This is a genomic window from Streptomyces sp. a15, from assembly GCF_059026085.1.
In genome coordinates, this window is the sequence record NZ_JBWLKM010000041.1 from 1 (window position 1) to 18,145 (window position 18,145).

Consider the following 18,145-nt stretch of genomic DNA (forward strand, 5'->3'; position numbering starts at 1 on the left):
ACTCGTCCAGACCAGCGTGAAGAAACTCGTCAATAACAACTCGAAGTAACACAATCAGGGTCACGAGACACTAGACGGATCGGTCGAGAGGCCGGGTTGACTCACGATGAACCTCCGCGCATCTCGAGAGGTTCCTCATCTGATCTGAGAACCTCCGGCTAAGGGTGTCGTCACGGTGGCCACGGCGGTCGTCTACGCCCGATTCATGGGCCGGTGAGATGGCTAAAACCGAGAAGCCATGAGAAGACATGGTCTTTGACTCCGAGTTGAGTACGCACGCGATCAGCGCGCGCTGGGCACGGCGCGTTCAGGGCTGATCTCTGCATCAGCTTGGCGATCAACGGCGCCGATCGACTGACGCCGCACCGCCGCCCGTGGGTCATGGGACTTTAGAAACGATCGGCTTCCACCACGGTACACCGATCGGTTTCCGAGCGGCAAGTGTCCGAGTATCCGGATCTTGACAGTTGACCGATGCGGAGGTGTTTGCGGGCGCGGAGTGCGGTCACGCGCCGTGGGCGTCGGTGGTCGGCGTTGCGGAAAACCGAAGGCGGACGCGGTCGACTTGAGGGCCTGTCAGCCCACGCTGAGGGGTCGTCACCGGGTGCACAGAGCGCGGCGGTGTCCTCTCGGGCGGGCGGTCTCACCGTGGGCCCGGGCGCGGTCGACGCGCCGCGGCCGGGCGCCTCCTCGCTCTCGCAGGCCCGCCGCCGCTTGGGCAGCGCCCCGCTGCGCCGCCTGTTCGAGGTCCTGGTCGACCCGGTGACCACCCCGGCACAGCGCGGATCCTTCTACCGGGGACTGCGGGTGGTCGCGGTGGACGGAACCACCCTGAGCGTTCCCGACGAGAAGGCGCTGACCTGGCGTATCCCAAGCACTGCGGGGAGGTGAAGGAGTTCGGTCAACCCCTCCTGCGCCTGGTCGCGCTCGTCGAGTGCAGCACCCGCGCCCTCCTCGGCGCGGTCTTCGGCCCTGACGCCGTCGGCGAACTCGGCTACGCGCGCCGCCGCTTCGACGCGCGCGACGGTGGGTGTCTTCGCGTTCATGACGGCCGATTGATCTTGTCGATCAGTGCGGCGAGTTCCTCGCGCTCCTCGATGGTCAGGTCGGTCAGCGGCGGTCTGACCCGCCCGCCGTCGCGCCCGACGGCGGTGAGGCCGGCTTTGACGATGGAGACCGCGTAGCCTCGGGCGTGGTTGCGGATGTCGATGTAGGGGATGATGAAGTCGTTGATCATCCCGTAGACGGAGTCCTTGTTCTGAGCGCGGACCGCCTCGAAGAACCGCAGGGCGAAATGCGGGACGAAGTTGTAGATCGCCGAGGAGTAAGTGTTCACGCCCAGCTGCAGCAGGGGCAATGCGAAGGTCTCGGCCGTCGGCAGGCCGCCGATGTAGATGAGGCGGTCGCCGACCTTGGCGTACGTGCGGGTCATGCGCTCGATGTCGCCGACGCCGTCCTTCAGGCCGATGAGGTTGGGGTGGCGCTCCGCGAGTTCGGCGACTGTGTCGTCCTCCAGCACCGCGTTGGCCCGGCTGTAGACGATGACGCCGAGGTCGGTCACCTGGCAGACAGCGCTGATGTGCGCGATGAGCCCGGCCTGGCTGGCCTCGGTGAGGTAGGGCGGCATCAGCAGGATGCCGGCCGCGCCGGCGTGCTGCGCGGCGACGGCTTGAGCGGTCGCCTGGGCGGTGCCGCCGGTGGCCGGGGCGATGACCGGCACACGGGATCCGACCTCGTCGACGGCGCTGCGCACGACGTCGTCGATCTCCTGCGAGGTGAGCGAGAAGCCCTCGCCGGTGCCGCCGGCGGCGAACAGCCCGGCGACGTCGAAGTCGGCTTGCCATGCGAGATGGTCGCGATACCTGATCTCGTCGAAGGCGCCCTGGTCATCGAAGTGCGTCACAGGGAAGGAGAGCAGGCCGGCGGTCAATTGGCGGGCGAGTTCAGCAGGGTGAGTCAGCGTCACGCCGCCACGGTAAGAGCGGCCATGATGCTTGTCCAAGAGAGTTTACGCATTGTGTGATGCCGCTTCGGTATCAGTCTTCTCGCCGGCGGGGGGCGAAACCACCGGCCCGCTCGGGTGCTCCCACGGGTCCAGGTCCTCAAGCGCGGCCAGCACCCGCGCGAGGGCGGGATTGCGCGAATGCCGCGGCCACAGCAGATGCAGCTCCACCGGCCGGGGCACATGCGTGGCCAGCGGGATGAACGCGACATGGGGAATGCGGAGCAAGGTGGCGGAGGCGGGCACGAAGGCGACACCCCGCCCGGCGGAGACCAGCCACAGCATGGTGAGGATCTGGCTCACGCTGTGCACCACCCGTTCCTGGGCCAGCGGGACCATGCTGACCATCAGGTCGTAGAAGTACCGCGCCTTGCGCTGCGAGTGGAAGATCAGCGGTTCGCCGGTCAGGTCGTCGGCGCGAGCGGGCCGGGCCAGGCCGGCCAGCCGGTGCCCGGCGGACACCGCCAGCAACAGCGCCTCCTGCTGGATCAGGCGCGAGTCGAAGAGTTCGGAGTCGAACGGCGGGCGGGCGAGCCCGAGGTCGATGTCCTCGCCGGCGAGGGCGTCGATCTGCTCGCGCGTCACCATCTCGAACAGCTCGATGCGGACCTCTGGCAGGCTCTGCTCCAGCCGGTTGAGGATGCGGCCGAGCGTGCCGAAGGTCGACGCGGCGGTGAAGCCGAGCCGCACCACGCCACGGGAACCTGAGTGGATGCGGCGGGCCAGGTCCGGGGCGGCCTCGGCGATCGCCAGGATGCGCCTGGCCTCCACCAAGAACGCCTCACCGGCCGGCGTGAGAGCCACATGCTGCTTGTCCCGCTCGAGGAGTTGCACGTCAACGGCCGCTTCGAGCTTCTGGATCTGACGGCTCAGCGGCGGCTGGGTCATGCGCAGTCGTGCCGCCGCCCGGCCGAAGTGAAGTTCCTCGGCAACAGCGACTAATCCACGCAATTGGTCCAAGGTATACGTCATGCAAGAAAGGTATCACCCCATGCGCTAACGGAGTTGGACAGGCATGACGGGCGGTCATAGGCTGCGCGACACCGTGGAACGAGACGCATATCACATCTCCGCCCAACTTGCTTGAGGAGACGCTCATGCACACCAGGCTTCGGCTTCACCCCAGGCTCCGGCTTCACCGCCGCATAGCCGCGGTCGCTGTGTTCGCCGCCATGATCGCGCTGCCGGGCTGCGGTGGCAACGTCGGGGATGAGGGATCCAAGGACGAAGCCTCGTTCCCAGACAGCGCCATCACCCTGCTCGTCGGGCAGGACCCCGGCGGCAGCACCGACCTCATCGCCCGCGCGGCCGCCGAACCTGCCGGCGCCGACCTCAAAGAGACCATCACGGTTGTCAACAAGCCCGGCGCCAACGGCGCCGTCGCCGCCAAGGAACTGGCCGGCGCCAAGGCCGACGGCCACACCATCATGCTCTTCGTGGGCTCGCTGGCCTACATCACGCCCTTGGCCGTATCCGCCGACGAAGCCGTCGACATCAACAACTACGAAGTCATCACCGGCCTGTCCCAGGACGACTACGTCCTGGTCGCCAGCCCCAAGTCCGGTTTCAAGACGGTCAAGGACATCGTCGACGCCGGCCGCTCGCTCAAGTACGGTACGACCGGCGTCGGCACGGGCAGCCACCTCAGCCAGGCGCTGCTGTTCTCCCAGGCGAAGGTGAAGGCGACCGCCGTGCCCTTCGACGGCGGAGCCCCCACACTCACCGCCGTCTTGGGCGGTCAGGTCGACGTCGCCTCGATCCAGCTCGGTGAGGCCCAGCCCCAGATCAAGGCCGGGAAGATCACCCCGCTCGTCACCTTCGCGGAGAAGCGGCCCACGTACATGGCCGACATCCCCACCGCGGTCGAGGCCGGCTATGACGTCCCGGTGCAGCAGTCGCGTGCCATCGTCGCCCCGAAGGGCACTCCCAAGGAGGTTCTCGACCGGCTGCGGACGGCGTTCCGCAAGGCTTTCGAGGACAAGAAGTACCAGGACTTCAACACTCAGCGGCTGCTCACACCCAACGAGGTCGAGGGCGCCGAGCTGCTCGAGCAGTGGACCGGTTCGCTGGACAAGTACCGTGCCCTCGCCGACGAGTACCAGATCGACATGAGCGGAAGCTGAGGACCATGTCCACCGAGAACCCGTCGACCGCCGACGAACCCTCAGACGACACCCGGCCGCCGGCAGCGGGCACGGTGACCAACCTCGTCACGGCCACAGTCGTCGTGGTTCTCGGTGGCGCGGCGCTCGCCGGGGCATTGAGCCTGGGCATAGGCAGCCCCTCGAAACCCGGACCCGGCACCTGGCCGGCCCTGGTGAGCGCAGCACTGATCATTCTCGGCGTGCTCCTGGCCGCCGCTGCCCGGCGCATGGACGACGCCGAGCAGTTCACCCGCACCAGCATCCTGGTGATCGTGGCGGTCGGGACCATGGTGGCTTACGTAGCGGTCATCGGCGTGATCGGCTTCGAGATCCCCACAGCCCTCCTGGCCTTCTTCTGGCTACGGATCCTGGGCCGGGAGAGCTGGCGGACCTCCATCGTCGTCAGCCTCGCCGCCACCTGCGCGTTCTACGCCCTGTTCGTCGGCGCGCTGAAGGTCACCATCCCGCACCTGTTCTGACCGCACACCACCACACGTTTGGGAGGATCGTTGGACGTGTCCCCCGTGCTCGACGGCTTCGCCGTCGTCCTCGAGCCGACCAACCTCTTGTACTGCCTTGTCGGTGTCGTCATCGGCATGCTGGTTGGTGTCCTGCCCGGTCTGGGACCAGCCGCCACCATCGCCATTCTGCTTCCGATCACCCTGGGCTTCGAACCCGTCACCGCGATCATCATGGTGGCGGGCATCTTCTACGGAGCCCAATACGGCGGCACCATCACCTCCGTACTGCTGCGCCTACCCGGTGAAGCATCCTCCGTCGTCACCGTCTTCGACGGCCACGCCCTCGCCCGCCAAGGCAAAGCCGGCACCGCCCTGGGCATCGCCGCCATCGGCTCCTTCGTCGGCGGCACCCTCGCCATCATCGTACTCAGCCTGGTCGCCCCCCTGGTCGCCGAATTCGCCCTGGACTTCGGCCCACCCGAATACACGATGCTGGCGCTGCTCGGCATCCTGCTGGTAGCCACCGTCTCCAACGGCGGCATGCTCAAAGCCCTCATCGCCGCCTCCCTCGGCCTGCTGCTCGCCACCGTCGGCCGAGACGGCTTCACCAGCGCCGAACGGTTCACCTTCGACAGCCTGTCACTCGCAGACGGCCTGGACTTCGTCCCCATCGCCATGGGCCTCTTCGGCCTGGGCGAGATCCTCTACACCCTGGAAGAACGCCACCGCGCGGTCCACGCCCCCACCAAGGTCGCCAACGTCTGGCCCAGCCGCTCCGACCTGCGCCAGTCCTCCGGCGCGATCGGCAGAGGCGGCGTCATCGGCTTCATCCTCGGCATCCTCCCCGGCGGCGGCGCGGTCCTCGCCTCGCTCGCCGCCTACGCCCTGGAAAAACGCCGATCACGCACCCCGGAGCGCTTCGGCCGCGGCGCCGTCGAAGGTGTCGCCGCACCCGAGACCGCCAACAACGCAGCCGCCACATCCTCGTTCATCCCGCTGCTGTCCCTCGGCATACCCGCCAACGCCACCATGGCGGTCATCTTCGGCGCCCTCCTGATCCAGGGCATCACCCCCGGCCCCCAGCTCGTCACCGAGCACCCCGAGCTCTTCTGGGGCGTGGTGAACTCGATGTACATCGGGAACATCCTTCTGCTCATCATGAGCATCCCGCTCGTAGGACTGTTCGTACGCATCCTGCGCATACGCCCGACCATCCTCGCCCCCGTCACCGTCCTCATCACCCTCATCGGCGCCTACACCGTCAACAACAGCGTCTTCGACATCGGACTCGTGGTCTTCTTCGGCGTCCTCGGATACCTCATGAAGAAACTCGGATTTGACCCCGGCCCACTCGTCCTCGCCTTCGTCCTCGGATCACTCCTGGAAAGCTCACTCCGCCGCTCCCTGCTGCTCTTCGAAGGCAACCCCGGCGGCTTCCTCACCCGCCCGATCTCGGGAACGCTGTTCGCGCTCTTCCTCGCCGTCGCGCTGGTGCCGACCGCCCGGGCGATCTGGCGCAACCGCACAACCGACCCCCAACACAGCAAGGAACCGGTATGACCGTCCTCGTCGGCTACCTGCCCACCCCCGAAGGGAACGCCGCGTTCTCGGCCGCCCTGGAGCGCGCGGCGGCAGCCGGATACACCCACCTCAACCTCGACGGCACTGTGATCCGTACCGACCGCGTGGCCGCCGCCGGCCCCAAGGGCGCTGACCTTTGGCGGTCCGGAAACACAAGCACCACGGAGGGAACGTGCAGGTGATCGCCGCCCCGGACGGCTGGCCACTGTGGGTCTCCCCGGTCTGCCCGGGCCGCGAGCACGACACCACCTGCGCCCGCGCCCACGGCTTGGTCGGTGCCCTGAACCGGCTCGCCGCCACCCTGGGCATCCCAACCCTGACCGACCTGGGCCACGAGAACGCCGGGCCCGGCTTCCGCCACCCGGTCAAGAAGCCCAAAGGAGGCGAACTCACCGAAGAACAAAGGACGTTGAACGCCATCATCCGCGGTGTCCATGGTGTGGCCGAACGCGCCAACGCGCTGCTCAAGGTCAACTTCAAGGCCCTGCGCAGAGTCAGCCTCGACCCGGCAAGCATCGCCCGAGCCGCCCTCGCCCTGCTCCAACTCGAACACGGCCGCACCACTTGAACGAAGATCACAAACCGTCACGAGACGTTACCGAGAAGGGGTTCACTGGGCTGGTCATCCGCACTGCTCACCCGGAGAGCCCACCCCGCGTGGAGTATCAGCTCACCCCGGCCGGCTCACCACTTGAGGTCGTGCTGGCCACGATGGCTGCCCGGGCCGGACAAGACCTCCCCCCGCACCGGCTCGTTCCGCGTCGGAGATAGTGTCCGGCCGTGCGATGGGGCCGTCTACAACTTGCCCGTCCTGAAGTCCGCGCTGCTCTTGAGGACCGCGGAGTCCATGCTCCAGTTCTCCGGCTGGACCCTCTCCCAGAGACTTCCCTTGCCGAGTTCCCTCCCCAACTGGTCCTCGCGACGGAACCACTCCTCAGCACTTCTGATCCTGTTGGGGTGAATTTCGTCGAGCAGAGCGTAGTCCCTGGTGATGATCCCGTGCTTCCACACATTCCAGAAGCCCGTGAAATTGTCACGGAAGCTCATGGTGCTCTTGTCGTTGGGATCTGCGTTGTATCCGGCAGGGTGATCGGCAATCCCCTTCAGGTCCGGGCTGTTCCAATATGTTTCCAGATCGGTGTCGATGTACTGTGCCGGGTGCCCGGTGACCTTCTCGAATGCTGCGGCCATGTCGGCGTAGGTCATGTGCTCGATGGCGACTTCGAGGTCCATGCCATTGGCCCGTTCCGGATGGTCGAAGAGCCAGCGGACATAGAATCCGCAGTCTTCGAGGGCCACCTGCGGAACGGCTCCCTCACCGAGCGGGACGCGCCAAGTGACGACACCGTCCTCGATGCTGGGCGTCATGGGTGTGAGCGGTGAGATCACCATCTCGATGTAGGGACCTGACGTGAAGACCGCCGCTCCCATCCGGTCCCTGTTCTTTTCGTTCTGGAACAGTACCCATTCGGCCATGCGACCCTTGCCGTCATAGTGGCCGGTGCGGAACCTGGAGTCGTAGCCTGACTTCTTGAGGGCGTAGTCGAGGTTTCCGTAGACGAAGAATTTGATACCTTCTTCGATCGCTATCTCATAAGTGCGGATGGCCCAGTAGGTCTCCGTTTTCTCGCCGGTGTTGAACCCGTCGATGTTGATGAAGGCCCCGTCGCAGCCGCGAAATCCTTCGCGCAGTACATCCTCGTCGGCGAATGACCCTTCGAGAATGGAGACGTTGCCGAGCGCGAGGAGAGCCTGGGCCCGGGGGGAGGCGGCATCCCGCGTGAGGACCTTGACGGAGTACTTCTTGTCGGCGACAAGAGCGCGGACAACAGGTATCCCTTGGGCCCCTGTGCCGCCGATGACGAAGATGGTGGAGGTAACGCAGCAGCCGGACGCCGCGGCCACCGGACGCGCGGCCTCGTCACGCGTCACGTAGGGCGCGAGAACGCGCTCGATCGCGTCCTCGATGGCGGCGAGTTCGTCAGCGGAGACGACGACGCGGGTGTTGGCCAGACCCGCAAGCCGCCGTCACACAGAATCGAGCCTGGGTTCGACCTCGGCAGTCCACCGGTTCGGCGGGTCTCCCAAGCGCAGGAACATCTCCCAGGACAGGACCCGCGCGGCCGACCCGCCCTCCTCATCCGTCCGGATCCTTCGGCGCCTCGAACCGGAAGCCCCGCGCCACCGCCTCCCACCGCCGCTGGCGACGATCCGGGCCGGGCTCGGTATCGCGGACCAGCCCGAAGCCCGCCAGATGCCGCATTTTCCTCGCGTTCGGTCAGCACCTGGAACAACCCTCAATGCAGGGCGCTGACCGTATTGGGCGCCACAGGAGACGTGGACCGGCGTGTGGACCAGGACGGCTTTGGAGAACCTGGCGGCCCCAGGCGGGCACGGAGCTTTGGCCGCGGTGCGAGGAGCCGTTGTCGACGATCCACGGATTCGGGCGGACAGCCTTCGAGCGTCCGCGCAGGAGCACCGGGGAACCCCTTTTGCCCTTGCTCCAGGTGGGGTTTACCCCAGCTGCCCAGGTCACCCTGGGCACTGGTGGTCTCATACACCACCGTTTCACCTTTACCGAGGACGAGGTCCCCGGCGGTCCGTTTTCTGTGGCACTGTCCCGCAGGTCACCCCGGGTGGCCGTCATCGACCACTCGGAGCCGTGCCGTCAGGGTTGGTGAGGTCGGTGGCTCACCCCGACGTCGTGGCCGAGGCGGGCAGGTCCGCGGCGCCGCCCGCTATGGCTTCGGTGGCTGAACGCTGGGCCGCACCGGCCCGCCCGATCGCCAGCCCGATGAGGAGCACCACGGGCACGGACAGGATCAGTGAGAGGGCCGTCGCCCCCGACCCGCCCGTCAGCAGGTCGAAGTTCGCCAGCACCAGCACGGCCAGCACGGCGATGAGCACTGCCGCCAGCGTCGGCGCGATCAGCGTGTTCCAGGGCCGGGTGTCGACGCCGGTCCGGCGGAAGGGGCGTCGATCATGAACACCCTGCTGCTCCTGCTGAAGCATCCGGACCAGCTGGCCGAGAGGATCTCCGACTCGGCCCGCAGCCGGGCCGCCCGATGCGTACGACGGTCGGCCAGATCCACCACGGAGGCCACCGACACCGCCACGCCGAAGAAGACCACGAGGGCGACGATGCTCATGGGATCGGCGATGGTGAGGCGGTGCAGGGGCGGGGCGAAGCAGTAGTTCAGCAGCAACGACCCGAAGGCCGCCGAGGCCAGCGCCGGGAGCAGGCCGCCGAGCAGGGCCGCCGCCACGGTCAACGTCAGGAACAGCAGCATGTCGTTGGCGAGACCGAGCTCGGCGTCGACGTTGGTCAGCAGCAGCATGAGCAGCGTCGGGCCGACCACCCCGGCCAGCCAGCCCCAGATGATCCGCGGACGGCCGAGCCGCGCACCTCGCGCCACCAGCAACCCGCGGCCCTTGCCGGCCTCGTCGTGGGTGATGAGGTGGCCGTCGAGGTCGGGGCCCGACTCCCGGGCGACCGTGGCGCCGACACCGGGCCCGAAGACGTACTGCCATCCCCTGCGCCGCGAGACGCCGAGGACTATCTGGGTGGCGTTGACCCCCCGCGCGAAGTCCAGCAGAGCCGACGAGACGTCGTCGCCGATGACATGGTGGAAGGTGCCGCCCAGGTCCTCCACCAGGGTGCGCTCGACGGCCAGTTCCTTGGGCGAGGCGTTGGTCAGTCCGTCGCTGCGGGCGATGTAGACGGCCAGCACCTCGCCCTCGGCGCCCTTCTCGGCGAGCCGGGCGGCGCGGCGGATCAGCGTGCGGCCCTCGGGACCGCCGGTCAGACCGACGACGATCCGCTCACGCGAGCCCCAGATCTTCGACACCCCGGTGTTCGCTGCGGTGCCGCGTGCCATGGTCTCGTTGCGCCTTCCTGTTGCACGGAGAGCCAGAGGATGCGGAAACCATGTCATGGCCGCGGGAGTTGGCGGATCTGGAATGCCTCCGGGCCCGCCAACTCCCGCCCGGGTCGCGTAAGGCCATCAGCTCCTGGCCACGAGTTCCTTGAGCGCGATGTTGAGTTCGAGGACGTTGACAGTGGGCTCGCCCATGAAGCCGAGGATGCGGCCGTCGGTGTGCTCGTCCACGAGTTTCTGGACCCGGGCGACGGACAGGCCGTTCTTATCGGCGATCCGGTGGACCTGGAGGTCGGCGTACTCCGGGGAGATGTCCGGGTCCAGGCCGGAGCCCGAGGAGGTGACCGCGTCGGCGGGCACGTCGGACGGCTTGACCGTGTAGCCGTTCACCGAGTTGTCCTTGATGACCGCCGCCTTGGCGTCCTTGACCCACTTGATCAGCTCGGCGTTGTCACCGGAACGGTTGGTGGCGCCGGACAGGATCAGCTTGTACTGGGTGTTGACGCTGTTGATGCCCAGGCCGTTCTGCGGGCGCCCCTGGAACCACTTCAGGTCGGGCTCGGGTGTCTCCTGGCCCTTCTTGAGCGGCAGGTTGTACGCCTGGCCGATGAGCGAGGAGCCGACGACCTTGCCGTCCGCCTTGATCTCGGAGCCGTTCGCCTTGCCGGGGAAGATCCCCTGGGCGACGCCGGTGATGGCCAGCGGGTAGAGGATGCCCGTCACCACGGTCAGTACGAGGAGGGCGCGTAGCCCTGCCCAGAGCAACCGGGCAGTGTTCGTAACCGAGTTGTTCATGGCGGTCAGCCGATCCCGGGGATGAGAGAGATGAGCAGGTCGATGATCTTGATGCCGATGAAGGGTGCGATCAGCCCGCCCAGGCCGTAGATCCCGAGGTTGCGGCGGAGCATCTTGTCCGCGCTGACCGGCCGGTACTGCACCCCCCGCAGGGCGAGCGGGACCAGCGCGATGATGATCAGCGCGTTGAAGATGACCGCGGACAGGATCGCGGAGTCGGGCGAGGACAGGCTCATGATGTTGAGCTTGTTCAGGCCCGGGTAGACCGCGGCGAACAGCGCCGGGATGATCGCGAAGTACTTGGCGACGTCGTTGGCGATCGAGAACGTCGTCAACGCGCCCCGGGTGATGAGGAGTTGCTTGCCGATCTCGACGATCTCGATGAGTTTGGTCGGGTTGGAGTCGAGGTCGACCATGTTGCCGGCCTCCTTGGCGGCCGACGTACCGGTGTTCATCGCCACGCCGACGTCGGCCTGCGCGAGGGCCGGTGCGTCGTTCGTCCCGTCGCCGGTCATCGCGACGAGCTTGCCGCCCGCCTGCTCGCGCTTGATGAGCGCCATCTTGTCCTCGGGGGTGGCCTCCGCGAGGAAGTCGTCGACACCCGCCTCCTCGGCGATCGCCTTGGCGGTCAGAGGGTTGTCGCCCGTGACCATGACGGTCTTGATGCCCATGCGGCGGAGCTCGTCGAACCGCTCACGCATGCCTTCCTTGACGACGTCCTTGAGATGGATGACGCCCAACACCCGGGCGCCTTCCGTGTCTTCGAGCGCCACGAGCAGCGGGGTGCCGCCCGCCTCGGAGATGGCGACGGCGATCGCGTCGGCGTCTTCGGCAACCGTGCCGCCCTGTTCCTTCACCCATGCGATGACCGAACGGGCCGCACCCTTGCGGATCTTGCGCTCGTCGACGTCCACGCCCGACATACGGGTCTGCGCGGTGAAGGCTATCCACTCGGCCTGCGCCAGCTCGCCTTGGTGACGCTCACGCAGCCCGTACTTCTCCTTCGCCAGTACGACGATGGAGCGGCCCTCGGGCGTCTCGTCGGCCAGCGACGACAGTTGCGCGGCATCCGCCAGCTCGGCCTCGGGCGTTCCGCGTACGGGTACGAACTCGGCGGCCTGCCGGTTGCCGAGCGTGATGGTGCCGGTCTTGTCGAGCAGCAGCGTCGACACGTCGCCGGCGGCCTCGACGGCCCGGCCCGACATGGCCAGGACGTTGCGCTGCACCAGCCGGTCCATGCCCGCGATGCCGATCGCGGACAGCAGCGCGCCGATCGTGGTCGGGATGAGGCAGACCAGCAGCGCCACCAGCACGACCATGGTGAGGTGCGTGCCCGCGTAGTCCGCGAGCGGCGGCAGCGTGGCCACCGCAAGCAGGAAGATGATCGTGAGCGAGGCGAGCAGGATGTTCAGCGCGATCTCGTTCGGTGTCTTTTGCCGGGCGGCGCCCTCGACCAGGTTGATCATGCGGTCGATGAAGGTCTCGCCGGGCTTCGTCGTGATCTTGATGACGATGCGGTCGGAGAGGACCTTCGTACCGCCCGTGACGGCCGAACGGTCACCACCGGACTCCCGGATGACCGGGGCCGACTCACCGGTGATCGCCGACTCGTCCACGGACGCCACGCCCTCGACGACGTCACCGTCGCCGGGGATGATGTCACCCGCCTCGCAGACGACCAGGTCGCCGATGCGCAGCTCGGTGCCGGGCACCTGCTCCTCGCGGTCCCCCACGAGCCGCCGGGCGACGGTGTCGGTCTTGGCCTTGCGCAGGGTGTCGGCCTGCGCCTTGCCGCGCCCTTCGGCCACCGCCTCCGCCAGGTTCGCGAAGATCACGGTGAGCCAGAGCCAGGCGCTGATCGTCCAACCGAACCAGTCACCCGGGTCCTTGAACGAGAACACCGTAGTCAGCACCGACCCGACCAACACCACGAACATCACAGGGGACTTGACCATCATCCGCGGATCGAGCTTGCGGAAGGCGTCCGGCAGCGACCTGAGCAGCTGCTTGGGATCGAACAGTCCCGCGCCGACGCGGCCTTCGCCGGTCTTGTGGCCGGTCGGTGCGTCCTGGTGGGGAGCGAGCGTCGAGGTGGACATCGAGTCCTCTTGATTCGTTACGTCGGTGGTCATGACGCCAACCCCTCGGCCAGCGGCCCCAGCGCAAGGGCAGGGAAGTAGGTCAGACCGGTGATGATCAGGATCGCACCCACCAACAGCCCGGTGAACAGCGGCTTTTCGGTGCGCAGCGTGCCCGCGGTGGCCGGCACCGGCTTCTGCTCGGCGAGCGAGCCCGCCAGCGCCAGCACGAACACCATCGGCAGGAACCGCCCGAGCAGCATCGCGATACCGATCGTGGTGTTGAACCACTGCGTGTCCGCGTTCAGACCGGCGAAGGCCGAGCCGTTGTTGTTGGCGCCCGAGGTGTACGCGTACAGGATCTCGGAGAAACCGTGCGCACCGCTGTTGGTCATCGAGTTGACCGGAGTCGGCAGCGCCATCGCCGCGGCGGTGAAGACGAGCACCAGCGCCGGGGTGATGAGGATGTAGCAGGCCGCCAGCTTGATCTGGCTCGTGCCGATCTTCTTGCCCAGGTACTCGGGCGTGCGGCCGACCATCAGGCCGGCGATGAACACCGCGATTATCGCCATGATCAGCATGCCGTAGAGGCCGGAGCCGACACCGCCGGGCGCGATCTCGCCGAGCTGCATGCCCAGCAGGTTCAGCCCGCCGCCAAGACCCGTGTTGGACGAGTGGAAGGAGTCCACCGCACCGGTGGAGGTGAGCGTCGTGGAGATCGAGAAGATCGACGAGGCGCCGATGCCGAAGCGGGTCTCCTTGCCCTCCATCGCCCCGCCCGCGATCTCGAACGCCGGGCCGTGGTGGGCGAACTCGGTCCACCACATCAGGCAGATGAAGCCGACCCAGATGGTCGCCATCGTCGCGAGGATCGCATAACCCTGCCGCAGCGAGCCGACCATCCGGCCGAAGGTCCGCGTCAGCGCGAACGGGATCAGCAGTATCAGGAAGATCTCGAAGAGGTTGGAGAACGCGTTGGGGTTCTCGAAGGGGTGGGCACTGTTGGCGTTGAAGTAACCGCCGCCGTTGGTGCCGATCTCCTTGATGGCCTCCTGCGAGGCGACCGCGCCGCCGTTCCACTCCTGCGAGCCGCCCATGAACTGGCCGACCGAGTGGATCCCGGAGAAGTTCTGGATCACGCCGCAGGCAACGAGCACGATCGCGGCGATCACCGACATCGGCAGCAGGATGCGTACGACACCGCGCACCATGTCGGCCCAGAAGTTGCCGAGTTCCCCGGTCCGCGAGCGAGCGAAGCCTCGTACGAGCGCCACCGCGACGGCGATGCCGACGGCCGCAGAGAGGAAGTTCTGCACCGCCAGCCCGCCGGTCTGCACGACGTGGCCCATGGCCTGTTCGCCGTAGTACGACTGCCAGTTGGTGTTCGACACGAAGGACGCGGCGGTGTTGAACGCCTGGTCGGGGTCGATCGAGGAGAAGCCCAGCGAGCCGGGCAGGCTGCCCTGCACGCGCTGCAGCAGGTACAGGAAGAGAACACTCACCGCTGAGAAGGCGAGGACACCGCGCAGATAGGCGGGCCAGCGCATCTCGGTGTTCGGGTTGGCGCCGATGCCCTTGTAGATCCACCTCTCGACACGCAGGTGCTTGTCGGAGGAGTAGACCCGGGCCATGTAGTCGCCGAGCGGGCGGTATGCCAGTGCCAGCGCCGCTATCAGCGCGAGCAGCTGGAGCACACCGGCGAGGACGGGGCTCATATCAGGACTCAGAACCTCTCCGGGAACACAAGGGCGAGGACGAGATAGCCCAGCAGGGCGACGGCCACGATCAGGCCGACGCCCATCTCAAAATTGGATGCAGCCTCGGCGGTCACAGCTTCGTCACCCCCTTGGCGACGAGAGCCACCAGCGCGAAGACCGCGATCGTGGTGACGCCGAAGGCCAGGTCGGCCATCGCGAGCTCCTAGATGAGGTTCGGATCGAACGGACGACTAGAGGAAAGCGCCTCACCGACCCGATTGGGCCGCCGTTGACGCCTCCCATACGGCGGCCCGTCCGCTCTTCACGGAACCCATACGCCGGACTTCCCCGCAGGTGCCTTGACCAGCTCCTCCCGGGGAACGCAGATGGCCCACACCCGTGAGGTGCGGGCCGTTCGGGCGCAGCGGTCAGGAGATGCGGAACCGCAGCCGGCAGATCACCGCGTCACCGCGTCCGTGTCCCGTCGTACGGCATGCGCGACGACCGCGCCCCGCTGGTTCTGCAGCAGCCGCTGCCACAGCCGGTCCGGTTCGACCTCGGGGATCAGGACCGTGACGCGGGTGCCGGGCCCGGCGATCCCTCGTACGTACGCGGCGATCGGGCGGCCGAGGGCACGTCGCTCGGAGGCGAGGCGGACCAGCGGCCCGCCCGGGGTTCCACAACGCCCAGTCCCGTTCCAGCCCGGCGGTCTGCGCCCGGTCCTCGGCGTCCGGATGACAGACGGTGACCGCGTACACCTCGTCGCCGAGCGAGGTGGCGGCATTCAGGGCTTCACAGGTCAGCAGAGACAGGTTGGACACCGGGACGATCACAACGGATCGGTCTCGGTGCGGCGGCTCCGGGATGCGGCCCAGGCCGAGCCGCTCGCCGATTCGCGTGCACGCCCGGTGCACCGCCTCGAATACGGCGACCACCTACTGGGTGTTCACGTACAACGCGGCGAACGGCGATGGCTACGTTCGCTTCAGGCGCGGTGATCTGTCGTACGGCGACGACGGAGGCTAGGCGCTGAACTACGCGCGCAATGACAGGGCCGCTTGGTAGGTGAAGCCGTTCGTCTACGGCGTCGAACCGTCCGCCCGTGAAGGACGGCGCAACCGCTTCACAGTGGCGTGGATACCGACGTCGGGTACCCGGTCGGGCCCCTGCCGTGCGGCATTGCGCCGCAGGGAACGTACGGGTTCCGGGGGAAACCAGTACGCGGTGACCGTCGCGCCATGAGCATGCCCCGCGGCGACAGCACCGTCCCGTTCGACCTCACCCCGGGCGGCAAGCCCTCCAAGGACTACTACATCGCCACCCCCTCCGCCGCCGGGGACGTCACCGGGGACGGCCGCGACGACCTCGTCGTCACCTGGTCGCACGTCTACGCCGACGAAGCGCTCACCTCTCGCGCCACCGTCCTGTATCCGGGCACACCCGACGGCCACCTCACCGCGGGCCCACGCCTGAAGGACGCCCAGGGCAAAGACCTCTACGGCCTGGCGCCCGTCACCGCCGACATCGACAAGGACGGCTACGCGGACATCATCATCGGCCTCCCCTGCGACGGCGCCGCCGAGCCCCAGACCCCACAGGGCGGCAGCCAGGTCGCGGTCTCGTACGGCGGCCCCAACGGGCAGAGCACCAGGCTCAAGCCGGTTCGTATCACCGAGAAGGCCGCCCTGCCGGGCTCACCGCAGTTCGTCGTCTGCACCTTCGGCGGCTCCGGGTCCGCCGGTGACACCAACGGCGACGGTTACGCCGACGTCGTCGTCACCGGCACGGTGGGACACGACTACGACGACGGCCGACCCACCGTCATCCTGCTGCTGGGCAGCGCCAAAGGACTGACCACGCACGGCGCCCGGCTCTTCAGCCAGCTCTCACCGGGCATCCCCGGACCGGACGACATCCAGGCCGGCTTCGGCGGCGACACTGCCCTGCTGGACACCAACCGGGACGGCGCGGCAGAACTGGCGATCAGCGGCAGCCAACTGCCGGGCGGCACCGACGCCCCGATCGTCTGGGTGCTGCGTGGCTCCGCCCGTGGCATCACGACCTCGCGCATCATCACCTTCGACCAGGACAGCCTCGGCGTCGCACTCACCGCTGGCCGCGGCTACTACGGCTTCGCCCGGTGAGCCCGCTCACGGCGGTTGGGACCGTCCGCGAGGCCATGCAGCGGCGCGCTCGCCGCCTGTCACGGACGCCCCGGCGAGAAACGCCGGCCAGGGACCCGTGAGGCGCGGCTCACAGCCGGTGATGCCGCCGGCCGAAGCATGTGGGTTTCCGAGAATCCGGGGACCAGCATGCGTCGGAACTCACATGTCATCGGCGCAATTTCAGCGCAGCGCTTAGGACGGAAGTGCCCTGTTTGCCTGGGTGCCGTCAGTCGTGACGGGCGAGTTTGGCTGCGGAAACGAGCAGGATCACGGCCAGTACGGGGATGAGCACCAGGTCTGGGAACACGCCGAGGAGTAGCCCGCCCAGCACCGCGCCGGCGATCGAGCCTGCGGCCATGACCACGGTGAAGCGGAGGTTGGCACCGAGGACGGCGAAGCTGCCGTCGCGGCTGTAGCGGGCGAAGGCCACCAGCATGGTCGGCAGGGAGACCAGCAGGGAGAGACTGCCCGCGGTCTTGATGTCCTCCCCGAACAACAGCACGATCGTCGGGATCAGCAGCTCGCCTCCGGCCACGCCCATGATCGCTGCGACCACCCCGATGCCGAAGCCGGCCACGATTCCGCAGGGCACCTGCGCCCACAGCGGCAGCGAGAGCGAGTCCAGGGTGCTGGTGTGCGTGATCAGGAGGGCCGCGGCCATGAGCACCATCAGAGCCGACAGCACTTTGTAGAGGGTGCTGCTGCGCATCCGCACCGCCCAGGATGCTCCCGCCCAGGCCCCCACAAGGCTGCCGGCCAGCAGATTGACCGCGACCGGCCAACGTGCGGCCACTTCGACGGCCGGGACCGCGGACAGCCGGGCAGGCAGCGCGACCAGGACCACGACCAGGCTCATCGCCTTGTTCAGGATGACCGCCGAAAGCGCGGCGAAGCCGAACAAGCTGATCAGCAGCGGCAGGCGGAACTCCGCACCGCCCAGACCGATCATCCCGCCCAAAACTCCGATGGCTCCTCCCACGCCGAACACCACGGGCAGTGAGCGCGTCGAGCGGAGGGGAACGAGGGTCTGGTCAGTGGTCATGACGGGCATTCTCGCTGGTGGCCGTCCCTGCCTGCTACGGCACGATGCCACCTTCAGGGAAAGGCACCGGGTGCCCATTCAGGATTCCTTCGGACCTCTACTGTAAGCGCCGCAGCGGCGCCAGAGCCGTCTCCGCGTTGACAGCCGAGGTGCCGCCCGTTCTCGCGCTCTGGCCATCATTGTGTGGAGCGGTTGCTCTCCGTCGCAGGATTTCCTCGGACAGGCGCTCAGTCGGTGATCACCGGGTTCGGACGGTCCCCTGGTGCGCCGTGGTCGACGAGGCGCAGGAGCTGTGGGCCTGG

15 protein-coding genes, 1 other RNA gene and 3 pseudogenes are annotated in these 18,145 nt (G+C 67.6%); 7 read left to right on the top strand and 12 right to left on the bottom strand.

The genetic code is table 11. From position 1 onward, the window contains the following. Positions 1–621 precede the first annotated feature (621 nt). Positions 622–891, top strand: coding sequence for a transposase domain-containing protein (locus AC5P09_RS31805; protein WP_493877192.1), 270 nt, complete (start codon positions 622–624; stop codon positions 889–891). Positions 892–1,042: 151 nt separating this feature from the next. Here the strand turns inward: AC5P09_RS31805 and kdgD are convergent, their stop codons facing one another. Then, positions 1,043–1,966, bottom strand: a complete 924-nt coding sequence (gene kdgD, locus AC5P09_RS31810; RefSeq protein WP_493877193.1) for a 5-dehydro-4-deoxyglucarate dehydratase — start codon at positions 1,964–1,966, stop codon at positions 1,043–1,045. Between the two features lie 42 nt (positions 1,967–2,008). Continuing rightward, entirely contained in the window at positions 2,009–2,974 is a 966-nt protein-coding gene (locus AC5P09_RS31815) for a LysR family transcriptional regulator (protein WP_493877194.1), read from the bottom strand. Between the two features lie 125 nt (positions 2,975–3,099). On the opposite strand from AC5P09_RS31815, the gene AC5P09_RS31820 reads away from it, so the two are divergent. From AC5P09_RS31820 to AC5P09_RS31840, 5 genes and pseudogenes are all read left to right on the top strand, one after another. After that, positions 3,100–4,125, top strand: a complete 1,026-nt coding sequence (locus AC5P09_RS31820) for a tripartite tricarboxylate transporter substrate binding protein (RefSeq protein ID WP_493877195.1) — start codon at positions 3,100–3,102, stop codon at positions 4,123–4,125. Positions 4,126–4,130: 5 nt separating this feature from the next. Further along, positions 4,131–4,625 carry a tripartite tricarboxylate transporter TctB family protein gene (locus AC5P09_RS31825; protein WP_493877196.1) on the top strand — a complete coding sequence of 165 codons (495 nt, stop codon included), beginning with the start codon at positions 4,131–4,133 and terminating at the stop codon, positions 4,623–4,625. Positions 4,626–4,670: 45 nt separating this feature from the next. After that, positions 4,671–6,167, top strand: coding sequence for a tripartite tricarboxylate transporter permease (locus AC5P09_RS31830; protein ID WP_493877253.1), 1,497 nt, complete (start codon positions 4,671–4,673; stop codon positions 6,165–6,167). Beyond that, positions 6,161–6,756 (top strand): annotated as a pseudogene (locus AC5P09_RS31835) (HARBI1 family protein); the annotation flags it as partial. The gene AC5P09_RS31830 and the pseudogene AC5P09_RS31835, both read left to right, overlap by 7 nt. Continuing rightward, entirely contained in the window at positions 6,753–6,959 is a 207-nt protein-coding gene (locus tag AC5P09_RS31840) for a winged helix-turn-helix transcriptional regulator (RefSeq protein ID WP_493877197.1), read from the top strand. The pseudogene AC5P09_RS31835 and the gene AC5P09_RS31840, both read left to right, overlap by 4 nt. A gap of 24 nt (positions 6,960–6,983) precedes the next feature. On the opposite strand, the gene AC5P09_RS31845 is transcribed toward AC5P09_RS31840, so the two are convergent. From AC5P09_RS31845 to AC5P09_RS31885, 9 genes and pseudogenes are all read right to left on the bottom strand, one after another. Continuing rightward, positions 6,984–8,120, bottom strand: coding sequence for an NmrA family NAD(P)-binding protein (locus tag AC5P09_RS31845; RefSeq protein WP_493877198.1), 1,137 nt, complete (start codon positions 8,118–8,120; stop codon positions 6,984–6,986). Between the two features lie 569 nt (positions 8,121–8,689). Further along, positions 8,690–8,850: RNase P RNA component class A (gene rnpB / locus AC5P09_RS31850), an RNA gene on the bottom strand. Between the two features lie 29 nt (positions 8,851–8,879). After that, the gene (locus AC5P09_RS31855; RefSeq protein WP_493877199.1) at positions 8,880–9,095 is read right to left on the bottom strand and encodes a hypothetical protein; all 216 of its coding nucleotides are present in this window, start codon (positions 9,093–9,095) and stop codon (positions 8,880–8,882) included. 119 nt (positions 9,096–9,214) lie between these two features. Continuing rightward, positions 9,215–10,055: pseudogene (locus AC5P09_RS31860) on the bottom strand (DUF4118 domain-containing protein); the annotation flags it as partial. A 137-nt stretch (positions 10,056–10,192) separates the two neighbouring features. Continuing rightward, positions 10,193–10,861: a potassium-transporting ATPase subunit C gene (locus AC5P09_RS31865; protein WP_493877200.1), complete on the bottom strand. Its 669-nt coding sequence runs from the start codon at positions 10,859–10,861 to the stop codon at positions 10,193–10,195. A 5-nt stretch (positions 10,862–10,866) separates the two neighbouring features. Then, positions 10,867–12,993 carry a potassium-transporting ATPase subunit KdpB gene (gene kdpB, locus AC5P09_RS31870; RefSeq protein ID WP_493877201.1) on the bottom strand — a complete coding sequence of 709 codons (2,127 nt, stop codon included), beginning with the start codon at positions 12,991–12,993 and terminating at the stop codon, positions 10,867–10,869. Continuing rightward, on the bottom strand, positions 12,990–14,654 hold the full coding sequence (gene kdpA / locus AC5P09_RS31875) for a potassium-transporting ATPase subunit KdpA (RefSeq protein WP_493877202.1): 1,665 nt from the start codon (positions 14,652–14,654) through the stop codon (positions 12,990–12,992). Before kdpA ends, kdpB begins: the two co-directional genes overlap by 4 nt. Before the next feature lie 8 nt (positions 14,655–14,662). Next, positions 14,663–14,740 carry a K(+)-transporting ATPase subunit F gene (kdpF, locus tag AC5P09_RS31880; RefSeq protein WP_493877254.1) on the bottom strand — a complete coding sequence of 26 codons (78 nt, stop codon included), beginning with the start codon at positions 14,738–14,740 and terminating at the stop codon, positions 14,663–14,665. A gap of 324 nt (positions 14,741–15,064) precedes the next feature. Further along, positions 15,065–15,571 (bottom strand): annotated as a pseudogene (locus tag AC5P09_RS31885) (amino acid permease); the annotation flags it as partial. Positions 15,572–15,874: 303 nt separating this feature from the next. Between AC5P09_RS31885 and AC5P09_RS31890 the strand changes: the two are divergent. Then, entirely contained in the window at positions 15,875–16,780 is a 906-nt protein-coding gene (locus AC5P09_RS31890) for an FG-GAP and VCBS repeat-containing protein (RefSeq protein ID WP_493877203.1), read from the top strand. 247 nt (positions 16,781–17,027) lie between these two features. Here AC5P09_RS31890 and AC5P09_RS31895 read toward each other — a convergent pair whose 3' ends face one another. Further along, the gene (locus AC5P09_RS31895; protein WP_493877204.1) at positions 17,028–17,843 is read right to left on the bottom strand and encodes a sulfite exporter TauE/SafE family protein; all 816 of its coding nucleotides are present in this window, start codon (positions 17,841–17,843) and stop codon (positions 17,028–17,030) included. Positions 17,844–18,145: the final 302 nt, after the last annotated feature.

Bases quoted from the DNA above. Each gene is read 5' to 3' on its own strand.
- AC5P09_RS31865 (WP_493877200.1), bottom strand. From the start codon at position 10,861: ATGAACAACTCGGTTACGAACACTGCCCGGTTGCTCTGGGCAGGGCTA.
- AC5P09_RS31820 (WP_493877195.1), top strand. From the start codon at position 3,100: ATGCACACCAGGCTTCGGCTTCACCCCAGGCTCCGGCTTCACCGCCGC.
- kdpF (WP_493877254.1), bottom strand. From the start codon at position 14,740: ATGGGCGTCGGCCTGATCGTGGCCGTCGCCCTGCTGGGCTATCTCGTC.
- kdpB (WP_493877201.1), bottom strand. From the start codon at position 12,993: ATGACCACCGACGTAACGAATCAAGAGGACTCGATGTCCACCTCGACG.
- AC5P09_RS31895 (WP_493877204.1), bottom strand. From the start codon at position 17,843: ATGACCACTGACCAGACCCTCGTTCCCCTCCGCTCGACGCGCTCACTG.
- AC5P09_RS31815 (WP_493877194.1), bottom strand. From the start codon at position 2,974: ATGACGTATACCTTGGACCAATTGCGTGGATTAGTCGCTGTTGCCGAG.
- AC5P09_RS31890 (WP_493877203.1), top strand. From the start codon at position 15,875: ATGAGCATGCCCCGCGGCGACAGCACCGTCCCGTTCGACCTCACCCCG.
- kdpA (WP_493877202.1), bottom strand. From the start codon at position 14,654: ATGAGCCCCGTCCTCGCCGGTGTGCTCCAGCTGCTCGCGCTGATAGCG.
- AC5P09_RS31825 (WP_493877196.1), top strand. From the start codon at position 4,131: ATGTCCACCGAGAACCCGTCGACCGCCGACGAACCCTCAGACGACACC.